This is a genomic window from Enterococcus sp. DIV0660C (genome assembly GCF_017316125.1).
In the GTDB taxonomy this organism is placed as follows: domain Bacteria; phylum Bacillota; class Bacilli; order Lactobacillales; family Enterococcaceae; genus Enterococcus_B.
This window is the reverse complement of record NZ_JAFLWA010000003.1, coordinates 41,545-61,624: the sequence shown is the minus strand read 5'-3', so window position 1 is coordinate 61,624 and position 20,080 is coordinate 41,545. Positions and strand designations below refer to the sequence as shown.

The window sequence follows — 20,080 nt, the reverse complement described above, 5'->3', positions numbered from 1 at the left end:
ACTATGAATGTTCATTTCCCATGTCTTTGATTTTGATTAAACGAGTCACTTCGGCACGTTCGTTTTCTTCGAGTTTCATTTGAATGTAATAAATTGTCTCTTCCAATTGAGGAATCGTCATATACTCTAAGGCATTTACTCTGCGACGTGTTTTTTCAATTTCGCTTGCCATCAATTGGCACGTTTTTTCGATTTCTGTTAACGCCAACAATTTCGGCAAAACCTTTGTAAACTGCTCAATTGCTTGATCTAATTCTGCATTGGAGTTTAAATAACCGTACTCTAACGGAGCCTCTCCCAGTTGATCATCATATTGAAAGTTCATCACTGGTACTTTGACACTCATAATATTTTTTTCAGTCACTGCTAATTCCATCGTTTCGGTGGGTAAAACAAACAGTTCCTCGATGAACGCTTCATTGATAGACGCATTCGCTAGAACAACATTTGCCATGGCAGCTTGTAGTTCAGCTTCCATTTCTTGACGAAGTTGATGATTTTTGCGAACTAATAAAATAAACTGGCGCATTAATTCATCTTGCTTGTCTTTCAATAATTTATGGCCACGGGTCGCTGTCGTTAGTTGTTTTTTTAAACGAGTAAACTCCATGCGTGTTGGATTCACCGTTAGTCTTGCCATGATCACACTTCCTTTTCAGGCAGATATTTCTCTAGCAATTCTTCTTTAATTCGCTTTAATTCCGTCCTTGGTAACATCGAAAGCAATTCCCAACCTAGATCAAGTGTTTCGACAATTGATCGATTTGTGGTAAATCCTTGATTGATATATTCTTCTTCAAAGCGGTTAGCAAATTTTGCATAGATTTTATCCACATCAGATAAAGCTGATTCACCTAATACGATTGCAAGTTCTTTCGCTTGTTTTCCTTGCGCGTACGCTGCAAATAATTGATTCATCGTAGCAGCATGATCCGCTCTTGTTTTTCCGGCACCTGTCCCTTTATCCTTTAACCGAGATAGCGAAGGCAACACATCAATCGGTGGCTGAATTCCGCTCTTATACAATTCACGTGATAAAATAATTTGTCCCTCAGTAATGTATCCTGTTAAATCAGGAATCGGGTGTGTTTTGTCATCTTCAGGCATCGTCAGAATCGGAATCTGAGTGACAGAACCTTTTAGGCCACGAATTCGACCTGCACGTTCAAATAATGTCGCTAAATTTGTATATAAATATCCTGGATACCCACGACGACCTGGGACTTCGCGCCGCGCAGCAGAAATTTCTCGTAACGCTTCCGCATAGTTAGTCATATCTGTCATAATAACTAAAACATGCATCCCTTTTTCATAAGCCAAATATTCTGCTGCTGTCAATGCCATTCGTGGCGTAGCAATCCGCTCAATCGCAGGATCATTAGCCAGATTCATAAACATCACACTTCGATCGATTGCTCCAGTTTGACGGAAGTCTTCCATAAAAAACTCTGCCTCTTCAAATGTTATCCCAATTGCTGCAAAAACAACAGCAAAATCTTCCGCTTCATTTAGCACGGTTGCTTGTCGTGCAATTTGAGCAGCCAATTCTTTATGTGGGAGTCCCGAACCAGAGAAGACAGGTAACTTTTGCCCCCTAACTAGTGTGTTCAAATGATCGATTGCTGAAATACCTGTTTGGATAAATTCATCAGGATAATCTCGTGCAACTGGATTGATCACTTCTCCATTGATATCGACTTTTTTCTCTGCTAAAATTTCTGGGCCATGATCTTTCGGGCGACCCAAGCCATCAAAGACTCTACCAATCATGTCCTCAGAAACACCTAGCTCTAATGGATGACCAAGAAATCGTACTGCGGAATCACGAAGATTGACACCACTAGTTCCTTCAAAAATCTGAACCATAGCCTTGTCTTCTTGAACTTCTAATACTTGTCCACGACGAATCTCACCATTTTGCATACGAACTTCAATCAGTTCTTCATACTTTACGCCTGCTACTTTTTCCACTGCCATCAAAGGGCCCACTACTTCACCAATCGTTTGGTATTCTTTAATCAACCGTCATTCCTCCTTCCGCAATGATTTTTTGGATTGTTTCTTTCGTTTCACTTAAGAGTGTATCAAGCTGTTCGATTTCAGTTTCTGGTATATATTTACTTCGAGCAATCCGATCACGAAGAGCAACCGTTCCTTCCATAATTTCAGTTAAATAAGACCCTAAAGACAGCGCACGACGCGCTTCTTGGCCAAATGTTAAAATCAGTTTCAACATTTTGAATTGTTTTTCTCTTGACGTAAACGTATCAACGTCATCAAAAGCATTTTGCTGAAGGTAGTCCTCTCGAAGTGACTTTGCAACTTCCAAAGTCAAACGATCGTTATCAGAAAGTGAATCGATCCCAACTAAACGAACGATTTCATTTAATTGTTCTTCCTCTTTTAATATACGCATTCCTTCTGTAACCATTTGTGACCAATCTGCTTGCAATACTTGATCTAAATATTGCCCAACTTCCGTCGAATACAAAGAATAACTTTGCATCCAGTTGATTGATGGAAAATGGCGTCGTTGTGCTAGATTTGCATCTAATCCCCAGAAAACTTTTACTACACGCAGTGTATTCTGTGTCACTGGTTCAGAGATATCTCCCCCCGAAGGAGAAACGGCACTGATTGCTGTAATACTTCCTTCTCTAGACACGGAACCAAGAGTCATTACTCGCCCTGACCGCTCATAATATTCAGCTAAACGTGAACCGAGATAAGCAGGATATCCCTCGTCTCCTGGCATTTCTTCTAACCTACCACTCATTTCTCTTAAAGCTTCCGCCCAGCGAGAAGTAGAATCTGCCATGATTGCCACGTCATATCCCATATCACGAAAATACTCAGCAATTGTAATCCCTGTATAAATCGATGCTTCTCGTGCTGCAACTGGCATATTCGATGTGTTTGCAATTAAAACTGTTCGCTCCATGATGGATTCACCAGTATTTGGATCAATCAATTGAGGAAATTCATTTAAGACATCGGTCATCTCATTTCCTCGCTCGCCACAACCAACATAAACAACCATATCAACATCTGCCCATTTAGCAATCTGATGCTGAACAACTGTTTTTCCAGCTCCAAACGGTCCTGGAACAGCCGCAGCCCCTCCTTTTGTCACCGGGAAGAAAGTATCAATCACTCGTTGTCCAGTAATCATAGGCGCTTCTGGGTTGCATTTTTCCTTAATTGGTCGGCTTCGCCTCACTGGCCATTTTTGCATCATCGTGAGATCTTTACTTCCTTGTTCCGTTTCAAGAACACAAACAACTTCATCAATCGTGAAATTGCCTGATTCTAATCGGATGATTTTTCCACTGATTCCATTTGGAACCATGATTTTGTGTTGGATTACTTTTGTTTCAGCCACAGTTCCAATGACGTCACCAGCAACGACAAACTCGCCCACTTCAGCTGTTGCTTCAAACCACCATTTTTTCTCATGATCTAAAGCTGGCAGTTGTACACCTCGACCTAAAAAATTACTTTGTGTAATTTCCATGAAGGTATCCAACGGACGTTGGATACCATCAAACATTTGTGAAATGATTCCTGGTCCCAGTTCAACAGACAATGCTTCGCCAGTTGAACGTACTGGCTCACCTGGACCAATTCCTGATGTTTCTTCATAAACTTGGATAGAAGCGACATCACCACGCATTTCAATGATTTCGCCGATCACACCAAGCTCTCCTACTAAACACATATCTTGAATGCTAGCATCACTCATATTTTCAGCCATCACAAGTGGTCCAGACACTTTGATAATTCTTCCAATTTGCAAATCATTCGCTCCTTTTCCCTACTATAAAATATTTTGACCTACGGCTTTTTCAACATTGTTTTGAATTTCTGTTATTCCAATCTTTTCTGTTCCTTGATAATTAGGGATTAGCACGATTGCTGGCATCAGTTGTTCTTGGTAGCGAGCAATCACCTCTGGGATAGAAGACACACATTGTTCTGTGATATAGATCACACCATAGTTCTCTTTTGCCATTTTTTCCACGAGTCGACGCACCTTTTTTGAATCTGTTTCAAAGTGAACATCAAAACCAACTAACTGAAAGGGTAAAACAGACGCCTTATCGCCAATTACTCCAATTTTATGCCCCATAGATTGTTCTCACCCGCTCTCTGATTTGTTCTGGGCTAAACTGACTACGTTTACCAACTGCTAACAAACGCAAATTCTTGCCTTCTACTTCTTTTGCATTTAAAAAAGCAAGTAGAGGTAATGGTCCAAAAGCCTGTGTTTGTGCCTCCTGATAAAGTGAAGAAAGATAGTCATCCTTCAAACGTTCTAAAGTAATTAGATCAATTTTCGTTTCTTTTAGTGCAGGACGAATAATTTCTGCATAGTCGGTCGTTAATAAAAAACGATTATACACTTCTAAATCTTGACCAATAAAAGATAAAAAGATTTCCTTTTCGATGCCGCCCGCACTTGAAAGAACCGTTGTCATAAATCCTTTTGTTCGACCTTGGATCAGTCCACGCGCCATCGTCGTAATATTCGTGAGATCAATCAATGCAATAATTTCCGTCAACAGCTCCTTGTAACCGAGCTTCTCGCCAAGTCGGCGCTGTTCCGTTAGAAAATGACGATCATAAATCACATCGATTCCCTGTAAAATAGTTGCTCCCTCAAAGTAATCAAATACTTCACGGATACTAGCAAGTAATGTCTCCGGTAGTTCAATCGAATCTTGTGTCCGAATCGCTTCTTTCAACTTATCCAATGAATAGAAACCATCATCAATAAATAAATGATCTAAGTTTTTCCCGGTAAGTTCCGCTTTAGTCAACACTTTCAAGTTATGAAAAGTAAAACGCATCGTATAGATCCAGAGAATTTCTGGCTCAGGGACTCGTTCTTTCAACCATGCAAATAATTCACTTTGCTCCTTCACTAAGTTTTGCTCCAGTTCATATTCAAATCCTTCATAAACATAAGGTTGGTAAATCGTTGTTTTTAATTGTTCGCCAAATGAGTCAATTGAAGGGGCTTGAATCAACCGCTCGAAATCTTCATTCGTCAATAATTCAAGCTCTCTCCCGCGAATCAAAGGATTTAATTCGTGATAGTTCATCGTTCCCCTCCTTAAGTAAACAATTGCTGTGCTAATTCGTAGCCCATCGTACCTCTTAACTCTGTCACTAAACGACTAAATAAAAAGTTATATTGAACTCCGTCACTGTCTAATACAAAGCCAGCCTCATTGGGAATCACCTTCGGATCTTTGACTAAGGTAAAAGGTAATTTTTGCGATAGATTGTTTATTCTCTCTTCTGTAAAAATATCTGCTGATTTTTCTCCTACCCGAAAAGTAACTTCTCCTTTTAATGCCAATGGATCCAAGGCTGCTTGAACAAATGCTAGAGTATCTTGTTGTTTCCACGCTTCCATTTTCTCAATTGCTTCATCAAATAGCTTATCTAAAAAAACTTGTTTTTTATTCAGCATTTCTTGTCGAGCTTCAACTTGTTGACGATTTTCTAATTGTCGATAATGTCGCTCCAACGACTCGAGTTGCTTACGCTCTTGTTGCTGAAAAGTAGCCATTAATTGTTCCGATTTTTGTTTGAAGTCTTGCTCGATTTTTTTGCGCTCTGCCGCTTCAAAAGCAGCACGTTCATTTGCTGCGTCCTCATTCATTTGTTTAATGATTTGTTCAATGGCATCCATTGATTCTCCTCCTTCATATTTACGCGTTTAAAACTAATAAGAAAGAAATCACGAAGCCTAAAATCGCATAGGTCTCAACCATCGCAGCAAAAATAATTCCTTTCGTTGCATGTTCCGGTTTTTTCGCTAAAATTTGAATACCTGCTGCTGCCACTTTTCCTTGTGCGATACCAGAAAATAGGCCTGTAAATGCAATTGGTAAAGACGCACCTAGATAATTCATTCCTTGAACCACTGATAAGTCACCACTTAGATTGATAAAAATCAAGAAAGCAATTACGAAGCCGTAAAGTCCTTGTGTTCCTGGTAGCAATTGTAAAATCAGTGCCTGCCCAAATTTTTCTGGTTGGCTGGTTGTCAATGCAGCTGCTGCTTCACCAGTCATTCCAACACCCTTAGCCGAGCCAATTCCTGAAAAAATCGTAGCCACGCCCATCGCCAATACTGCAAAAACAATTCCACCATTATTTGTAATTAAGTAATCCATCATTTGTTAAAATTCCTCCATTATTCATTTTTTTCGTTTTCGATGATTGATATTGACATATTTTTCTGCGGTTTTAAGTGGTTGAAATGCTCGTCCGCCACCTGTATAAAACTTGCCAAAAAATTCGACATATTGTAATCGAGCACCATGAACATACGCACTCAACAATGTTAAAAATAGATTTAATGCATGTAAGAGAACAATCAAAAGCAACCCAACACTAAATCGTGCTACTGGCGGCATGAATGCTACCAACATATTAAACGCGGCGGCGATACTGCCACCAGAAATCCCAAGTGCCATCAAACGAGTATAACTAACTAGATCACCAATATAACTCGTTAATCCATATAAGTTATATACGCCTTTAGCAGCACCTTTTACCCTTGAAGTAGACTGAATGATTGGAATAATCACAATGCAAAGTGCCGACAACATCGCGATACCGCCACCAAGATATAAAAATTGTTTCTGTTTTAAAACAATTACCCCGACTGCAGCAAAAACGATCCCAATCAGGATACCTTGCCAAGCAAAGCCTTCGCTAATCGCATTTAAATACGCTTTTCTTTTCAAATTTTCTTTTGCTGAAACAAATAAACCAACTAAAATTTGAATCAAGCCAAAAATAACTGACAAAATCAAAATCGTATTCACATCTTCTGTTGTTGATAAAATAGGAAATGGCAGTGGTATACCAAAGATACTTTTTGGTAATGCCTCCCCGAAAAATGAGCTGTAAACCAACCCCCAGATAATCGTTGGGATAGATAGAATCTCAAAAAATTTAACAAATCTTGCCAATCCACGTGGCAAAACAACCCATTTTTGCAACAGAACCGAACCAATCAATAACAATAGCCCATATCCAACGTCTGCAACCATCATGCCAAAAAAGACAAGATAGAATGGCATGAACCAAGGAGTTGGATCAACTTCTTCATATTTTGGCAAACTATACATCTCTGTCAGTAATTCAAATGGCTCAATCAGTGGATGATTGGTTAATTTTGTTGGCACTTCTGTCTGGATTTCTTCGACAGTCGGTAGTTCAAACTGAACATGAACAGCCGAAGCTGGGAGTTTTTCGGCTAAAGCAGTCATCAAATCTGTCTTTGCATCTATTCCAATCCACCCCTGTAGAACAAGTAACTGTTTTGAACGAACAAATTGTTGTTTAACTCTTTCACGTTCAATCAGTGCCAATGTCACTTCTTCCACCCATTCAAACTCACGAATCAATTCTTGGAATGAACCAATCTTGTTGGCCAGTTCTTTTTGAGCTACTTGTATTTCTGACAATTGTTCTTTGATTTTAGTTAAAACCTTACTTGGCACGTCATCATAAGGATAGTTCATTACCGTTAAGCCTTGTCGACTGGCGATTTCTGCTACTTGTTCCGCTGCTTCCTGCAAAGTAATATACGCCAAGTAAACAGATTTTGTTGTAGAATAAATTTCTTTCATATAAACAGGTAATTGTGCCACAGCATTTTGGAAAAGCGCCAAACTATTCGTTCCCATGCTTCCTAAAACAAGAACTGTTTTTTGACTATCGAAAGTTGCAGGAATGACATCCAAATATTGCCACTTTAAAAGCCATTCCTCTTCCTCCATTAGTTTTTTTTGTTGTTCACTTAGCTTCTCCCACTGTTTTTTCAAGTCCAAGACTTCTTGTAACTTTCTCAAAAAATCAGTTTCTGAATAAGCAGCTTCTAACTCATGTAAAGAAAGTTCCGTCCGCTTTAAATGGACCAACTTTTGTTGAGAATGACCATGATGTCCAATAAATTGAACCGCTTCACGTATTGATTGCAGTCGTTGCTCTAATTCATGTTTACTCGTATCCTCAGAAAAAATCTTGACCTGCGGAAAGTAAGTTTCGACCCAATGATTATTTGTCGTTTCTTGAAATAAATCGCGAAATTCGACTTGTTGGATTCCTTGAATGGCTTGTAAAATCGTTTCTTGGTTCTTTTGATCTGAAATGAGCGTGACTTTTTCCATCTTAGTGACGGACATATTCTTTCACCCTTTCAATGATTAGATCAATTGCTTGTTCTTGATGCTTGTCATACTGTTCAGTTAGTGTTTGTTGAACCTGCTGAACTTCTTCATCTAGCTGCTTTTGTTTGCTTTTAAGTGTTGCTTCTTTGATTTGTTTTTTTTCCGAAAGAAGCTGAGTTTGTTCTTGGCGCTTTCTTTCTTCAATTGTGTGAAGCTCGTCTTCTTTTTGCTTTGTTAACTCCTGCATCTCAGTACGTAAAACTTGCATCTGTTCTTCATTTTTTTCTTCTGCTTTCCGAATCTTTTCTAAAATCTCTAACAAATCGTTCACATCCTTTCGATAAAAAAAGTAGCTGCCTTTCAAGTTCATTGAAAGTCAGCTACCTCTAACGATATCTGTCTAGTAATCAAGCTACTTTCAACAACTGTTCTTCTCACCCCTTGAAGAACTTGATCCTTGAAAGCTTACGCCCAACCTTTTTTATTTTAATTTGTCTTTTATTATAGCAAAACGGGGTAAATGTTCAACCATTTTCGAGCGTTTTATACTGACTTCTTACGAAAAAAGTCTAACTAACCCTAATAGTATCAGGGTTTCAGGATGACAAAAAAAAATTCAAAGTATTTCCACTTTTTTTCAAAAGTTGTTACAATCAATTTAGTTACAGTCTGGAGGAACAACTATGCAACCTATTATTGGAATTGCCGGTAATCATTTAAATAAAGCAACAGATACTTTTCAAGGAAATGAAGTTACCTACACCCCACATGGCTTTGTTCAAGCAGTCAAACAAGCAGGTGGGTTACCGCTTGTCTTTCCTATACTTGAACCAAGCTATGCCGCTACCTTTATCAGCCGTATCGATAAATTATTATTAGCCGGGGGACAAGATATCAGCCCTCGATTGTACCGAGAAGAGCCACATCCAAAGTTACAAGAAACAAATATCAGTCGTGATCTTTTTGAACAATCCTTGATCACAGAAGCAATCAAACAAAAAAAGCCGATTTTTTCTGTTTGCCGCGGCACACAATTAGTGAATGTGGTACTAGGTGGAACCTTGTACCAAGACCTTTCCCTCTATCCCAATTGGGCAGTCAAACATGAACAACAACCAACGGTTCCAACTTTTGCTACTCATGAAGTAAAGGTTTCTGCTAATAGTCTGCTGGGGTCTTTGTTACCAGAATCTTATTTTGTCAATTCTTATCACCATCAAATAATCAAAGACTTAGCCCCCTCATTGAGAGCAATTGCTATTGCTAATGATGGAATCATCGAGGCAGTCGAAAGCAAAAATCCTGAAGAAAAAATTTTGGGTGTTCAATGGCATCCTGAATTGACTCACCAAGTCAATCCACTAGATCAAAGTCTCTTTGATTACTTCGTTAATGAATTATAAAAAATTGAATCCTCTATCAAAAAAAGCCAGAAGCAATGGACAAATTGCTTCTGGCTTTTTTTACGTCAGTTATCGAATTGAATAAATAGCTAATAATTGATGCAAATGATTGATCTCTTGTTGGAGGACTTTTCCCTTTGTCGTATTTCGGTTTAAACGACGTGGTACCTTTTGATCGATCACCTTTTTCACATAGGTTCCTTCATTTGCTTGTGCCAATTGCTGGTCGACTGATACAAATGGATAATGCGTAACTAACTGGAAACCATAAGAATTCAAAAGTAGTGAATAACCTGCAATTCCTGTTGTTTTCTGATACGCTTTAGACAAACCTCCGTCAATCACAAAAACCGTTCCCTCCGCTTTAACTGGTGACTCACCTTTGCAAACTTTCACAGGAGTATGCCCATTGATAATAACTGAGCCAACTGATTTTATACCAAATGAGGACAAGACCTTTTGACTAAACCATAACTCATTTCTTAAACGATAGTAGGCATTACTCTTTTCCACATGTGTCTGTTTTTCTTCTAAAAAATAGCGCTCAAAAGTTGCCATTTTGCTTTTTCCAAACAAAGGTGAAACTCTTCCACTCCAAGCATACCAAATATAATCTGTTGCTAAGTCTTCACCAATGCCCGGCGTTTTTGCACTTTCTCGAATTTTTTCTTCAAAAAATGCTAACAATTCAACTCCTCCACTAACTTTCTCTTGCTCTAAAGCTAAAAAATTGCCCTTCTCGTCCACTGGAATACACCCATGAAACAATAAATGGTCATTGTACGTGAGATACATCGCTCCTTTTTTCAATAAGAACTCCATATGTTTTTTCATTCGTAATGAGTGCTGAAAGGAATACATCAGACTATCGATTATCTGCTCCTCTTCTTTGGTCAATTGTTCAGGTGCTTGGGGAGAAATTGTTTGAAAGCATCCCCCTTTAATCGAATAACTTGCTCCTTCTAAATCGATTATTTCTTTTTCATAATCAATTTTGTGTAACAGTTGACGCTCATCCATTTCAAATTCTGGGCGTCGCATGAGCAATTGCTCTTCAACTTTGAATTGCATGATTGCTAATGCCTGATGGACTTGTTCCAGTTCCGTTCGTTCAGAGTCAGTCACATTTTCGCTATTTTTAGGGGTAAATACAGGATTTTTCTTATAGGTTTGATGGGCAAATGAAAATAATGGTCGTAAATTAATGGCGTATTCTTTTTCTAGCTCAAACAAATAATTATAGCGTGTTGCAATACGAAGTAAAGTCAACAAACAAGCTTTTGATCCATAAAATGCACCTAACCATAAAATATCATGATTTCCCCACTGAATATCAATGGACGATTGTGCCATTAGTCGATCCATTACTCTTGCTGCTTGGGTTCCACGATCAAAAATATCTCCCACAATGTGTAAATGATCGATTACTAGCGTTTGAATCGTTAACGCAAGTTTTTCTAAAAAACGATCGACTTCGCCTAAACGCACAAGTTGTTCAATCACTTTTTGCGCGTAAGCCTTTTTTCCCTGTAGTCGATTATCCAAATATAAAAGTTCTTCGATAATGTAACTGTATTCTTTAGGTAAACTTTTTCTAACTTTAGATCGAGTATACTTGACTGAGGTAAATCCTAAGAGATCAATCAACTGTACAACTAGTCGTTCTTTTTCTTGTTGTGTATACCAAGTTGTTTGTTGCACGTATTCTGGGTAAGCAACAAACAAAGTTAACTGATTTCTTTCCTCTTCTGATAATTGATTACCAAATAATTCGCGAACTTTTTCCTTTAAGTTTCCTGAACCAATTCGCAGAATATGATCGAAAGCCGGAAATTCACCATGAATATCGCTTAAAAATAATTCCGTTCCTTTAGGCAACTGTAAAATTGCTTCCAAATTAATAATTTCAGTTAAAATAGCTTCAGTCGTTGGAAATTTTTCTGACAATAATTCTAGATACGGATCCATCAATGGCCCTCCTTAATCGGTATAGTTCATATTCTATTACCAAAGATCTTTTTAAACAAGTTTAAAACAGTTAAAATAAATAAAAATAAAAAAATTGGTCTATTCAAAAAAAGACTCAGACAAACTTGTCTGAGTCTTGATTTACATTCGGTTAAAGAAATATGAACTGCCTTTTCTTTCATGAGTATAAATTACCCTTTTTTTCGTTCATTTCTCATAATTGAAATAGATTGTTTCAATGAACTCCAAATACCACCTTCACTATATACAAGAACATTTGATTTATACATATTCGCTGAAACGATTGTTAAGAAAATAGTTATTAAGATTAAAACAATCAACGAGATCCATGCACCACCTAAACCCACTGTATCATTTGCCAAACGAATCGGCATAACGTAAGAAGAAAGGAACGGGATATAAGAAGTAATCCGAATCACAATATTATTAGGATCTGATGCTCCAAGAATCAAGCCCAAAAGATAACCACCTAATGAAAGATAAGTCACAGGTAGAATAGCTTTTGCCGTATCCTCTGCTTTGTTAACTAATGAACCACATAAAGCTGCCAACACAGAGAAAATCAGAATCCCTAAAATCATGAACGCTAATGAGAACCACAAGAATGGACCAAAGATATTCGTTAAAGAAATACCTGACAAGATTTCTTTGACCATATCCATATTTTTAAATTGTTGATACCCTACCCCAAAGATAACGCCATACAAGCCCATCTGTGTCAAAGCTACCAACAAAACACCTGTTAATTTCCCATAAAAATGTTTTTGTGCCGTGGTACTAGACAAAATAACTTCCATGATTCTTGTCCCTTTTTCCGACGCAATTTCTTGCGCAATGATTTGTGCATACGTCAAAATAATAATAAATAGCGTAATAGTAACCACGTAACTTACGACATATTGCACTAGTGAGTTATCCTCGCCAGTAGTCATCTTCCCTTGATCGTCGAAGCTCACTTTTTGTCTAGTCAAACCAGCCATTTCACTTAAACTTGCCACTTCTTCTCCAGAAAGGCCAAGTTGACTAGCACGAACAGTTGATTGAATACCTGTCAATTGTTGTTGAATCAACAATTGGGTGCTTTGTCCCAATGAATTTTCACTGTATAATGTTCCTTTGACCTCATTGTTATCAATTGCAACCACCAGATACGCGTCAATTTTTTCATCTTCAAGTTGTTTCTGTGCATCCTTTTCAGAATCTACTTTTTCAAAACTAAATTCATCTGATTTTAGCTGGCTCAACTGTTCACTCAGTTGAGGATTTTCTGATAAGATACCGATTTTGTTTACTTCACTATTATTCTGTGCAAAGTTTCCAGCTACATACATGATCCCCATCATAATAAATGGCACCAGAATCATCACTAGAAAAGAGATTGATTTGACATTTTTCAAATAAACATCTTTTGTAATAATCCAAAATTTACGCATCGAACTCACCTGCCTTCAGTTTAAAAATCTCTTCAAGCGTTGGTGGCTGTTGATTAAACATTGGAATATAGCCAAATTGCGTCGCACGAGTAAAGATTTCCTTCCCCGCCGCTGGATCTGACAAAGTAATTTCAAGTGAATCATCTTCACGTATAACGACTTTTTCGACACCTTCAACTTCAGCAACTTCAGCTTGTGTTAAATCTGATTCTAAAAATAATTTTGTTCGACCAAAAGATTCGCGAATTTCATGGACCTTACCATTTAGAACCATTTTCCCGTTTCGCAACATAATCAAATGATCACAGATTTTTTCCACATTATCCATATTATGACTAGAGAAGATAACACATGACCCTTTTGCTTTTAGTTCAAGTATGCCATCTTTTAACAATTCTGCGTTCACTGGATCTAACCCACTAAACGGTTCATCTAAAATAATCAATTTTGGTTCATGAATCAATGTAGCAATCAATTGTACCTTCTGTTGATTTCCTTTAGATAAAGACTTCACTTTATCGGTTTTCTTTCCTTTGACTTGAAATTTTTCCATCCAAAAATCAATCTTAGGTTCGATTTCTTTTCGTGTTTTCCCACGTAATTCTGCAAAATAAATCAATTGATCTTGAATCGTAACTTTTGGATATAGCCCACGTTCTTCAGGTAAATAACCAATAATATCATATTCTTTTTCCCCTAAGGGTTTACCATTCCACAAAATTTCTCCTTGATCTTGAGTCAAAAAATCTAAAATCAAACGAAACGTGGTCGTTTTCCCGGCACCATTTTGTCCAATCAACCCCATGATTTTTCCATCTGGTATCCGAAAAGATACGTGGTCGACTGCGGTATAGTCGCCAAATGTCTTAACTAAGTCTGTAACCTCTAACATCATTTCACTCCTTTTCTTCCCTAAGTGTTGCTTTTCATTCCATTCATAAAAAAAGTTAAAGCAGATACAAAAAGAGACAAGCTTTCTTGACTTAAATATATTGGTCAAAAAAAACTTGTTTCAATTCATTTTTTTCTTTATATAAAAAATAATAGGACACTTTACAAGGTTTGTAAAGTATCCTCATCTTAGTTTTGACTTAGTTTGTCGTGTACATTTTGAGCAACGTTCTTTGGTAGACCAATTGATTGCAAGTCTTCAATTGATGCTGCAGTGATATTTTTCAAAGATTTGAATTCTTTGAGTAAGGCTTTCTTTCGCTTAGGACCAAGTCCGTCAATTCCATCCAACCGAGAAGCAAAACTATTTTTGCTACGTAATTGTCGATGAAACGTTATCGCAAATCGATGTACTTCATCTTGGATTCGTTGAAGTAAAAAGAATTCTTGAGAATTTCGCTCTAATGGAATCACAGAAAGTTCAGGACCAAACAAAAGCTCACTTGTTTTGTGTTTATCATTTTTTGCCAATCCAGCAATCGGGATATCAACACCTAACTGATTCGCTAATACATCTCTGGCAACATCCACTTGGCCCTTACCGCCATCAATCAAAATTAAGTCAGGAAGCGGTAAGCCTTCTTTCAGCACACGAGAATAACGGCGATAAATCACTTCTTTCATCGATGCATAATCATCTGGTCCCTGAACTGTTTTGATTTTATACTTTCTGTATTCTTTTTTAGCAGGTTTTCCATCAATAAACACAACCATAGCCGAAACAGGTGATGTTCCCATTATATTTGAGTTATCAAAAGCTTCGATGCGAATCGGTGTTGGAATATTCATGGCATTACCTAATTTTTCTACAGCACCAATTGTTCGTTCTTGTTTTCGAACAATAAGATCGAAACGTTCATTTAATGCCACGCGAGCATTTTTATTTGCTAATTCAACCAACTTTTTCTTTTCTCCTCTTTGCGGTTGTAAAACTTTAGTTGAAAGCAACGCCTCCACACTTGGTTTATCAATAGTATCTGGTATAAGCACTTCTTGTGGAATGAAGTGTTCGTTTTCTTGATAGAATTGTCCAATATAGGTTAAGAAATCTTCTTCTGGTTCATTATAAAATGGAAACATGGATACATCACGTTCAATCAACTTTCCTTGACGAACAAAAAACACTTGCACACACATCCAGCCTTTATCAACTGCATAACCAAAAACATCACGGTTCTTCAAGTCGGTATTTGTCATTTTTTGGCGTGTCATCACAGTATCGATTGCTCGAATTTGGTCTCGATACTCTGCAGCTTTTTCAAATTCCATATTTTCAGCTGCTATTTCCATTTTTTGCTGGATTTCTGCTTCAATCGCTGCATAGTCGCCACCTAGAAATCGTTTGACTTCGTCCACGATTTCTGTGTAAACAGCCGGATCAACATGAAAAAAATACGGACATAAACATTGCCCCAGATGATAATACAAGCAAGGTTCTTTTGTCTGACTTGGTTTGCATTTACGTAAAGGAAACAATCGATCTAAAATTTTTTTAGTTTCATTAGCCGCACCAACATCAGGATAGGGACCAAAATATGTTGCTTTATCTTTGAGAACTTTTCGTGTAATAACCAAACGTGGATACTTCTCATTCGTAATTTTGATAAAGGGATACGTTTTGTCATCCTTTAGCATAATATTATATTTAGGATCATTTTTTTTGATCAAATTAATTTCTAAAAGCAATGCTTCAATATTTGATTCTGTAACGATATATTCAAAGTCTTCAATTTCACTGACTAATCGTTCTGTTTTTGTATTATGACTACCAGTAAAATATGAACGAACTCGATTTTTCAAAATTTTTGCTTTACCAACATAAATAATCGTTCCATTCTTATCCTTCATTAAGTAACAGCCCGGTTGGTCAGGAAGTAAAGCTAATTTGTTCTTAATTCTTTCGTTCATCAGGTACTCCCCTCTTCGTCATTCTTTTATTTATTATAACATGGTTGTCAAGAACAAAAGTTCCCCTTTTGTCAATTAACATCAAAAAGAAGAGGTCGACTATTTGCCGACCTCTCACAATTGTTTATTTTGATATTTACTTCTTACAAGTATTGATCAACCATTTGACGCAATTGTTCTTTTGAATGAACACCCACTGCTTTTTCTACTACTTGACCATCTTTTTTCAAAAGTAATGTTGGAATGCTCATGATTCCGAATTGTTGTGGTGTTTCAGGATTTTCGTCAACATCCATTTTTACAATGCGGAATTCATCTTCATCATATTCTTCTTGTAATTGTTCCAAAATTGGTGCTTGCATTCGACAAGGGCCACACCAAGTTGCCCAAAAGTCGATTAAAACTAATCCTTTGTCTGTTTCTTGGTTAAATGTTTGATCTGTGATTTCACGTGACATAAAAAAGACCTCCGTTTTTTATTAATCTCTGGCTAGTATAACACCTGAAACTCAATCCATCGAATAATTTGCTTACCATTAGTAAGTCTTACTTAAACTTAACAATTGTTGCGCCATTTCCACCTTGATTTGCGGGTGCAAACTCAAAGCTTTTCACACTACGATGATTTTTTAAATACTCTGTGATTCCCTGACGCAACGCACCAGTTCCTTTTCCATGAACGATCGTCACTTGTGGGTAACCAGCTAAAATCGCTGAATCCAAATATTGATCCACTTCGTTTAACGCTTCTTCATAACGTTTTCCCCGTAAATCTAACTGATTTGGCACATGACTACTTGATTCAGAACGGACAGCGTGAACTACTCGTTGTTTTGGTTCTTTTTCAGGCGCAACAGGTGTTAGTTCTTCTTCTGACACGTTCATTTTCAAAATACCAATTTGAACTTGCCATTGATTTCCATTTTTCTTCAACAAAGTTCCTCTTTGACCATAAGTAGTAACTAAAACTTCGTCTCCTACTTTTAAGGTCTTCTGTTGTTTTGCTTTGCGTAATACTTTATTTTTTCTAAGAGTTTCTTCTTGATGTAAGTCAGCTAATTGTGATTTAGCATCAATCAACTGGTGTTCTTTCACATTGGTTTGTCCAATTTGTTGTTGCATTTTGCGAATGTCAGCAATGATTTTCTCTGCTTTTTCTTCCGCTTCAGAAACCACTTCATTTGCTTTTTTCTTCGCTTTTTCCAATTCTTTTTCGCGTTCTTCAAAGAAATAACTATATGCTTCTTTCAAGTTTGCTTGAAGTGCTTCTGCTTCTTCAACATAATGGCGCATTTCTAAATATTCCGTTTCAGCCATTTTTCGACGCGTTTCTAGGTCAGAAATCATTTCGTTTAAATCTTGGCTTTCGTCATCCATCAATTGTTTTGCTTCCTCAATTACTTCTGATGATAACCCCAAACGGCTGGAAATCTCAAATGCATTGCTTCGACCGGGAACGCCAATTAATAACCGATAGGTCGGACTCAAAGTATCAACATTGAACTCCATACTCGCATTTATGGTATTTGCTCGATTATAACCATAAATTTTTAATTCAGGATAGTGAGTCGTTGCCATAACATAGGCAGACTTTTTACCCAAGTCATCCAAGATTGAAATCGCAAGGGCTGCCCCTTCTTGCGGATCTGTCCCAGCACCTAATTCATCGAAAAGCACCAAACTTTTTTCATTCACTTTTGACAAAATTTCTACAGTGTTTGTCATATGAGAAGAAAAAGTAGAAAGACTTTGTTCGATGGATTGTTCGTCTCCAATATCCGCAAATATCTCTTCAAAAACACCGATTTGACTTTCTTCCTCAGCTGGAATTGGAAGACCTGCTTGTCCCATTAATTGAAGTAATCCAAGCGTTTTCAACGTGATGGTTTTCCCACCGGTATTTGGTCCAGTGATAACAATTGCCTGATATCCTTCACCAATGGAAATATCATTTGGCACTACTTTTTCCTGATCAATCAAAGGATGACGTGCTTGTTTCAAAACAACAAAGTTTTCTTCACTGATTGTTGGCACAATTGCTTTGATTTCTTTCCCAAATCGTGCTTTTGCATTCATCAAGTCCAATTGCCCGATAACATACGCATTATGAATGATTTCTTGACGATATGGGACTAATTCTGCAGACAATTCACTTAAGATTCGTTGCACTTCATTTCGTTCCGCAATCTGATATTGACGTAACCGGTTATTTAGATCAACGATTTGCTTCGGTTCAACAAATAAGGTTTGTCCTGAGGCACTTTGGTCATGTACCACACCGCCAAAAACACCACGGTACTCTTGCTTAACAGGAATAACATAACGATCATTACGCATAGTAATAATTGCATCACTTAGATATTTGGCATTTTTTCCACGTACGATGCTATCTAATTGTTCGCGGACTGTTTGTTCACTGCGACGAATATTTTGACGAATCATTTTTAATTCTGGCGAAGCATCATCTGTTACTCGACCATCTTCATCAATTGCTTCTTTTAATCGACGGCTTAAAACAGGGATTGTTACTAATTGCTCTGTCCACATGTACAAACGATTAAACGCAATCTCACTGTCCTTTAAATCATCGATGAAACGGGTTAGTTCACTCGTTGTAGATAACACACGAGAAACTTGTGCCAGCTCCAATCCATTCAGATCCGCACCAATTTCAATTCGTTTCATATGTGGTCGAATATTTTCTAATTTGGGAATTGGAATCCCCCCACGTAATCGTTGTACTTTTAGCCCATCTTCTGTTTCTTGAAGAGCATTACTAATCTTTGTCAATTGATTTTCTGGAACTAATCGCGCAAGCTCTTCTTTTCCTTGGGCTGTCACAACAAATTGCTGGATCATCTGTTTTACTTTTTCAAATTCTAATGTTTCTAAAATTCGCTTATTCATTTTTTCACCTACTTCACTTTAACTATAAAAAGGAGTCTGGGATCAACTAGTCCCCCAGACTGTTCACATATTTCAACTCGTATGCAACTAGCTACATTCAAAAGCCAGTAGTTTTTTCACTTTGAGACTAACTTTTATGTCATAATCTTTTTCTCAAAATAACACAAAACTATACAGCTAACTGCTATTTTTAGAAAGTACTCCTTATTGTTTGAAGCTGAACGCTTTGCGTCACAACCTTATCCAATCACTCTCGTAACCCATAAATCATAGATTTTATTTGTTAATATTGGTGTATTTTCAACAATATAGCGAGCAAGTCCACTATTTCTAAATTGGTTTTGGATAAAATCTGCAGGGACAAATGAAAGCAAGCTTAAAAGCAAGAAAATCATGACAAAAGTTACAACAACTGACAAAAGACCACCGGCTAACCAATCGACTTGCTTCAACACTGGTAGGTAAGTTAGACTGTGAGCAAAAATGCCAACAAAACGTGTAATCAACCAACCTGCCATCAAAATAAGAAGAAATGCGATACCCGCATAAAATGCTTGATCTAAACTAAAAGAAATCGTTTGATCGAAAAAGACCAACTTCGATGTTGGCGTTACAGCCGGATAAGGAATGTATAATTCCAAATGATCCGCTAACTGCTTATAAAAATATTGTGCGACAAGAAAAGATAACAAGTAGCCAACAGTATAGACGACTTGTAAAGCAAATCCTCTTTTCGCACCAGAAAAAAAGGCAATCAGTAAAAAAAGAATAATCAATAAACTTAGCATGCCATGTTCCTTTCTCCTCTAGCTCTACTCAAAAACTTCTGCTTAAGTAGAAGACTTCTGCTTGATTTGGCCTTTACGCTTCTCGTTCAAAATTTGTTGTGCTTCAACAGGATTTTTGATTTCACGATCAGGTTGCCCATTTTCTTTCAAAACTTCACGTGCTTCATTTTCGATAGCTTCCATCCGTTTCACACGATTTTCTAACTCAGTAAACTTAATCATTTTTTTCTTCAATTGCGCAACTTCTTCATTTAATTCCAAGAGTCTCTCTTGCTTCTTCAATTGATCCGAAAGCGCATTGACCGCCATTAAAATTGCGGCTTGCTCGTTATCCATCTGTGGCGATAATTGTTTTAATTCCATCAATTGGTCATTCACTAATTTTGTAACGATATCCATATGATGCTTCGTTTCACGACCAATAATCGTATACGTCTGATTGGCAATCACTGCTTTATAGCGTGTTTTTTCATGCGCCATACGAACCATTTCCTTCCCATAATAAA

General features: G+C 37.4%; 18 protein-coding genes and 1 other annotated feature. Of the genes, 1 reads left to right on the top strand and 17 read right to left on the bottom strand.

Annotated features, from left to right (window positions below; genetic code table 11):
• Position 1: 1 nt before the first annotated feature.
• Genes DOK81_RS00465 through DOK81_RS00425 form a run of 9 tightly spaced genes read right to left on the bottom strand, consistent with a single transcriptional unit; the run spans position 2 to position 8,517 of the window.
• Positions 2-640 (bottom strand): V-type ATP synthase subunit D, encoded by a 639-nt coding sequence (locus tag DOK81_RS00465; protein WP_206907113.1) that lies wholly within the window; start codon positions 638-640, stop codon positions 2-4.
• Positions 641-642: 2 nt separating this feature from the next.
• Positions 643-2,022, bottom strand: coding sequence for a V-type ATP synthase subunit B (locus tag DOK81_RS00460; RefSeq protein WP_206907112.1), 1,380 nt, complete (start codon positions 2,020-2,022; stop codon positions 643-645).
• On the bottom strand, positions 2,015-3,796 hold the full coding sequence (locus DOK81_RS00455) for a V-type ATP synthase subunit A (protein ID WP_206907110.1): 1,782 nt from the start codon (positions 3,794-3,796) through the stop codon (positions 2,015-2,017). The genes DOK81_RS00460 and DOK81_RS00455 overlap by 8 nt, the downstream gene beginning before the upstream one ends.
• 21 nt (positions 3,797-3,817) lie before the next feature.
• A complete protein-coding gene (locus DOK81_RS00450; protein ID WP_206907108.1) occupies positions 3,818-4,129 on the bottom strand; it encodes a V-type ATP synthase subunit F in 312 nt (103 codons plus the stop codon).
• Positions 4,119-5,105, bottom strand: a complete 987-nt coding sequence (locus tag DOK81_RS00445) for a V-type ATPase subunit (protein ID WP_206907107.1) — start codon at positions 5,103-5,105, stop codon at positions 4,119-4,121. The genes DOK81_RS00450 and DOK81_RS00445 overlap by 11 nt, the downstream gene beginning before the upstream one ends.
• Positions 5,106-5,116: 11 nt before the next feature.
• Positions 5,117-5,701: an ATPase V gene (locus DOK81_RS00440; protein WP_206907104.1), complete on the bottom strand. Its 585-nt coding sequence runs from the start codon at positions 5,699-5,701 to the stop codon at positions 5,117-5,119.
• A 19-nt stretch (positions 5,702-5,720) separates the two neighbouring features.
• On the bottom strand, positions 5,721-6,191 hold the full coding sequence (locus DOK81_RS00435) for a V-type ATP synthase subunit K (protein WP_206907102.1): 471 nt from the start codon (positions 6,189-6,191) through the stop codon (positions 5,721-5,723).
• Positions 6,192-6,212: 21 nt separating this feature from the next.
• On the bottom strand, positions 6,213-8,210 hold the full coding sequence (locus DOK81_RS00430; RefSeq protein WP_206907100.1) for a V-type ATP synthase subunit I: 1,998 nt from the start codon (positions 8,208-8,210) through the stop codon (positions 6,213-6,215).
• Positions 8,197-8,517, bottom strand: coding sequence for a hypothetical protein (locus tag DOK81_RS00425; RefSeq protein WP_206907098.1), 321 nt, complete (start codon positions 8,515-8,517; stop codon positions 8,197-8,199). Before DOK81_RS00425 ends, DOK81_RS00430 begins: the two co-directional genes overlap by 14 nt.
• A 106-nt stretch (positions 8,518-8,623) precedes the next feature.
• Positions 8,624-8,672, bottom strand: a sequence feature (sodium ion sensor (DUF1646 type); this cis-regulatory element may regulate processes involved in with the transportation of sodium ions).
• 206 nt (positions 8,673-8,878) lie between these two features.
• Here DOK81_RS00425 and DOK81_RS00420 point away from each other — a divergent pair.
• Positions 8,879-9,598: a gamma-glutamyl-gamma-aminobutyrate hydrolase family protein gene (locus DOK81_RS00420; RefSeq protein WP_206907095.1), complete on the top strand. Its 720-nt coding sequence runs from the start codon at positions 8,879-8,881 to the stop codon at positions 9,596-9,598.
• Positions 9,599-9,667: 69 nt separating this feature from the next.
• On the opposite strand, the gene DOK81_RS00415 is transcribed toward DOK81_RS00420, so the two are convergent.
• The 8 genes from DOK81_RS00415 to zapA form a co-directional block, all read right to left on the bottom strand.
• Positions 9,668-11,566: a fructose-1,6-bisphosphatase gene (locus DOK81_RS00415; protein WP_206907093.1), complete on the bottom strand. Its 1,899-nt coding sequence runs from the start codon at positions 11,564-11,566 to the stop codon at positions 9,668-9,670.
• Positions 11,567-11,757: 191 nt separating this feature from the next.
• Positions 11,758-13,020, bottom strand: coding sequence for an ABC transporter permease (locus DOK81_RS00410; protein ID WP_206907091.1), 1,263 nt, complete (start codon positions 13,018-13,020; stop codon positions 11,758-11,760).
• Positions 13,013-13,912 (bottom strand): ABC transporter ATP-binding protein, encoded by a 900-nt coding sequence (locus tag DOK81_RS00405; protein ID WP_206907088.1) that lies wholly within the window; start codon positions 13,910-13,912, stop codon positions 13,013-13,015. The genes DOK81_RS00410 and DOK81_RS00405 overlap by 8 nt, the downstream gene beginning before the upstream one ends.
• 188 nt (positions 13,913-14,100) lie before the next feature.
• Positions 14,101-15,879 (bottom strand): excinuclease ABC subunit UvrC, encoded by a 1,779-nt coding sequence (uvrC, locus tag DOK81_RS00400; protein ID WP_206907087.1) that lies wholly within the window; start codon positions 15,877-15,879, stop codon positions 14,101-14,103.
• 143 nt (positions 15,880-16,022) lie between these two features.
• Entirely contained in the window at positions 16,023-16,337 is a 315-nt protein-coding gene (trxA, locus tag DOK81_RS00395; protein ID WP_206907085.1) for a thioredoxin, read from the bottom strand.
• A gap of 88 nt (positions 16,338-16,425) precedes the next feature.
• The gene (locus DOK81_RS00390) at positions 16,426-18,786 is read right to left on the bottom strand and encodes an endonuclease MutS2 (protein WP_206907082.1); all 2,361 of its coding nucleotides are present in this window, start codon (positions 18,784-18,786) and stop codon (positions 16,426-16,428) included.
• Positions 18,787-19,025: 239 nt separating this feature from the next.
• Positions 19,026-19,574: a CvpA family protein gene (locus DOK81_RS00385; RefSeq protein WP_206907080.1), complete on the bottom strand. Its 549-nt coding sequence runs from the start codon at positions 19,572-19,574 to the stop codon at positions 19,026-19,028.
• Positions 19,575-19,616: 42 nt separating this feature from the next.
• Positions 19,617-20,054: a cell division protein ZapA gene (gene zapA, locus DOK81_RS00380; RefSeq protein ID WP_206898384.1), complete on the bottom strand. Its 438-nt coding sequence runs from the start codon at positions 20,052-20,054 to the stop codon at positions 19,617-19,619.
• Positions 20,055-20,080: the final 26 nt, after the last annotated feature.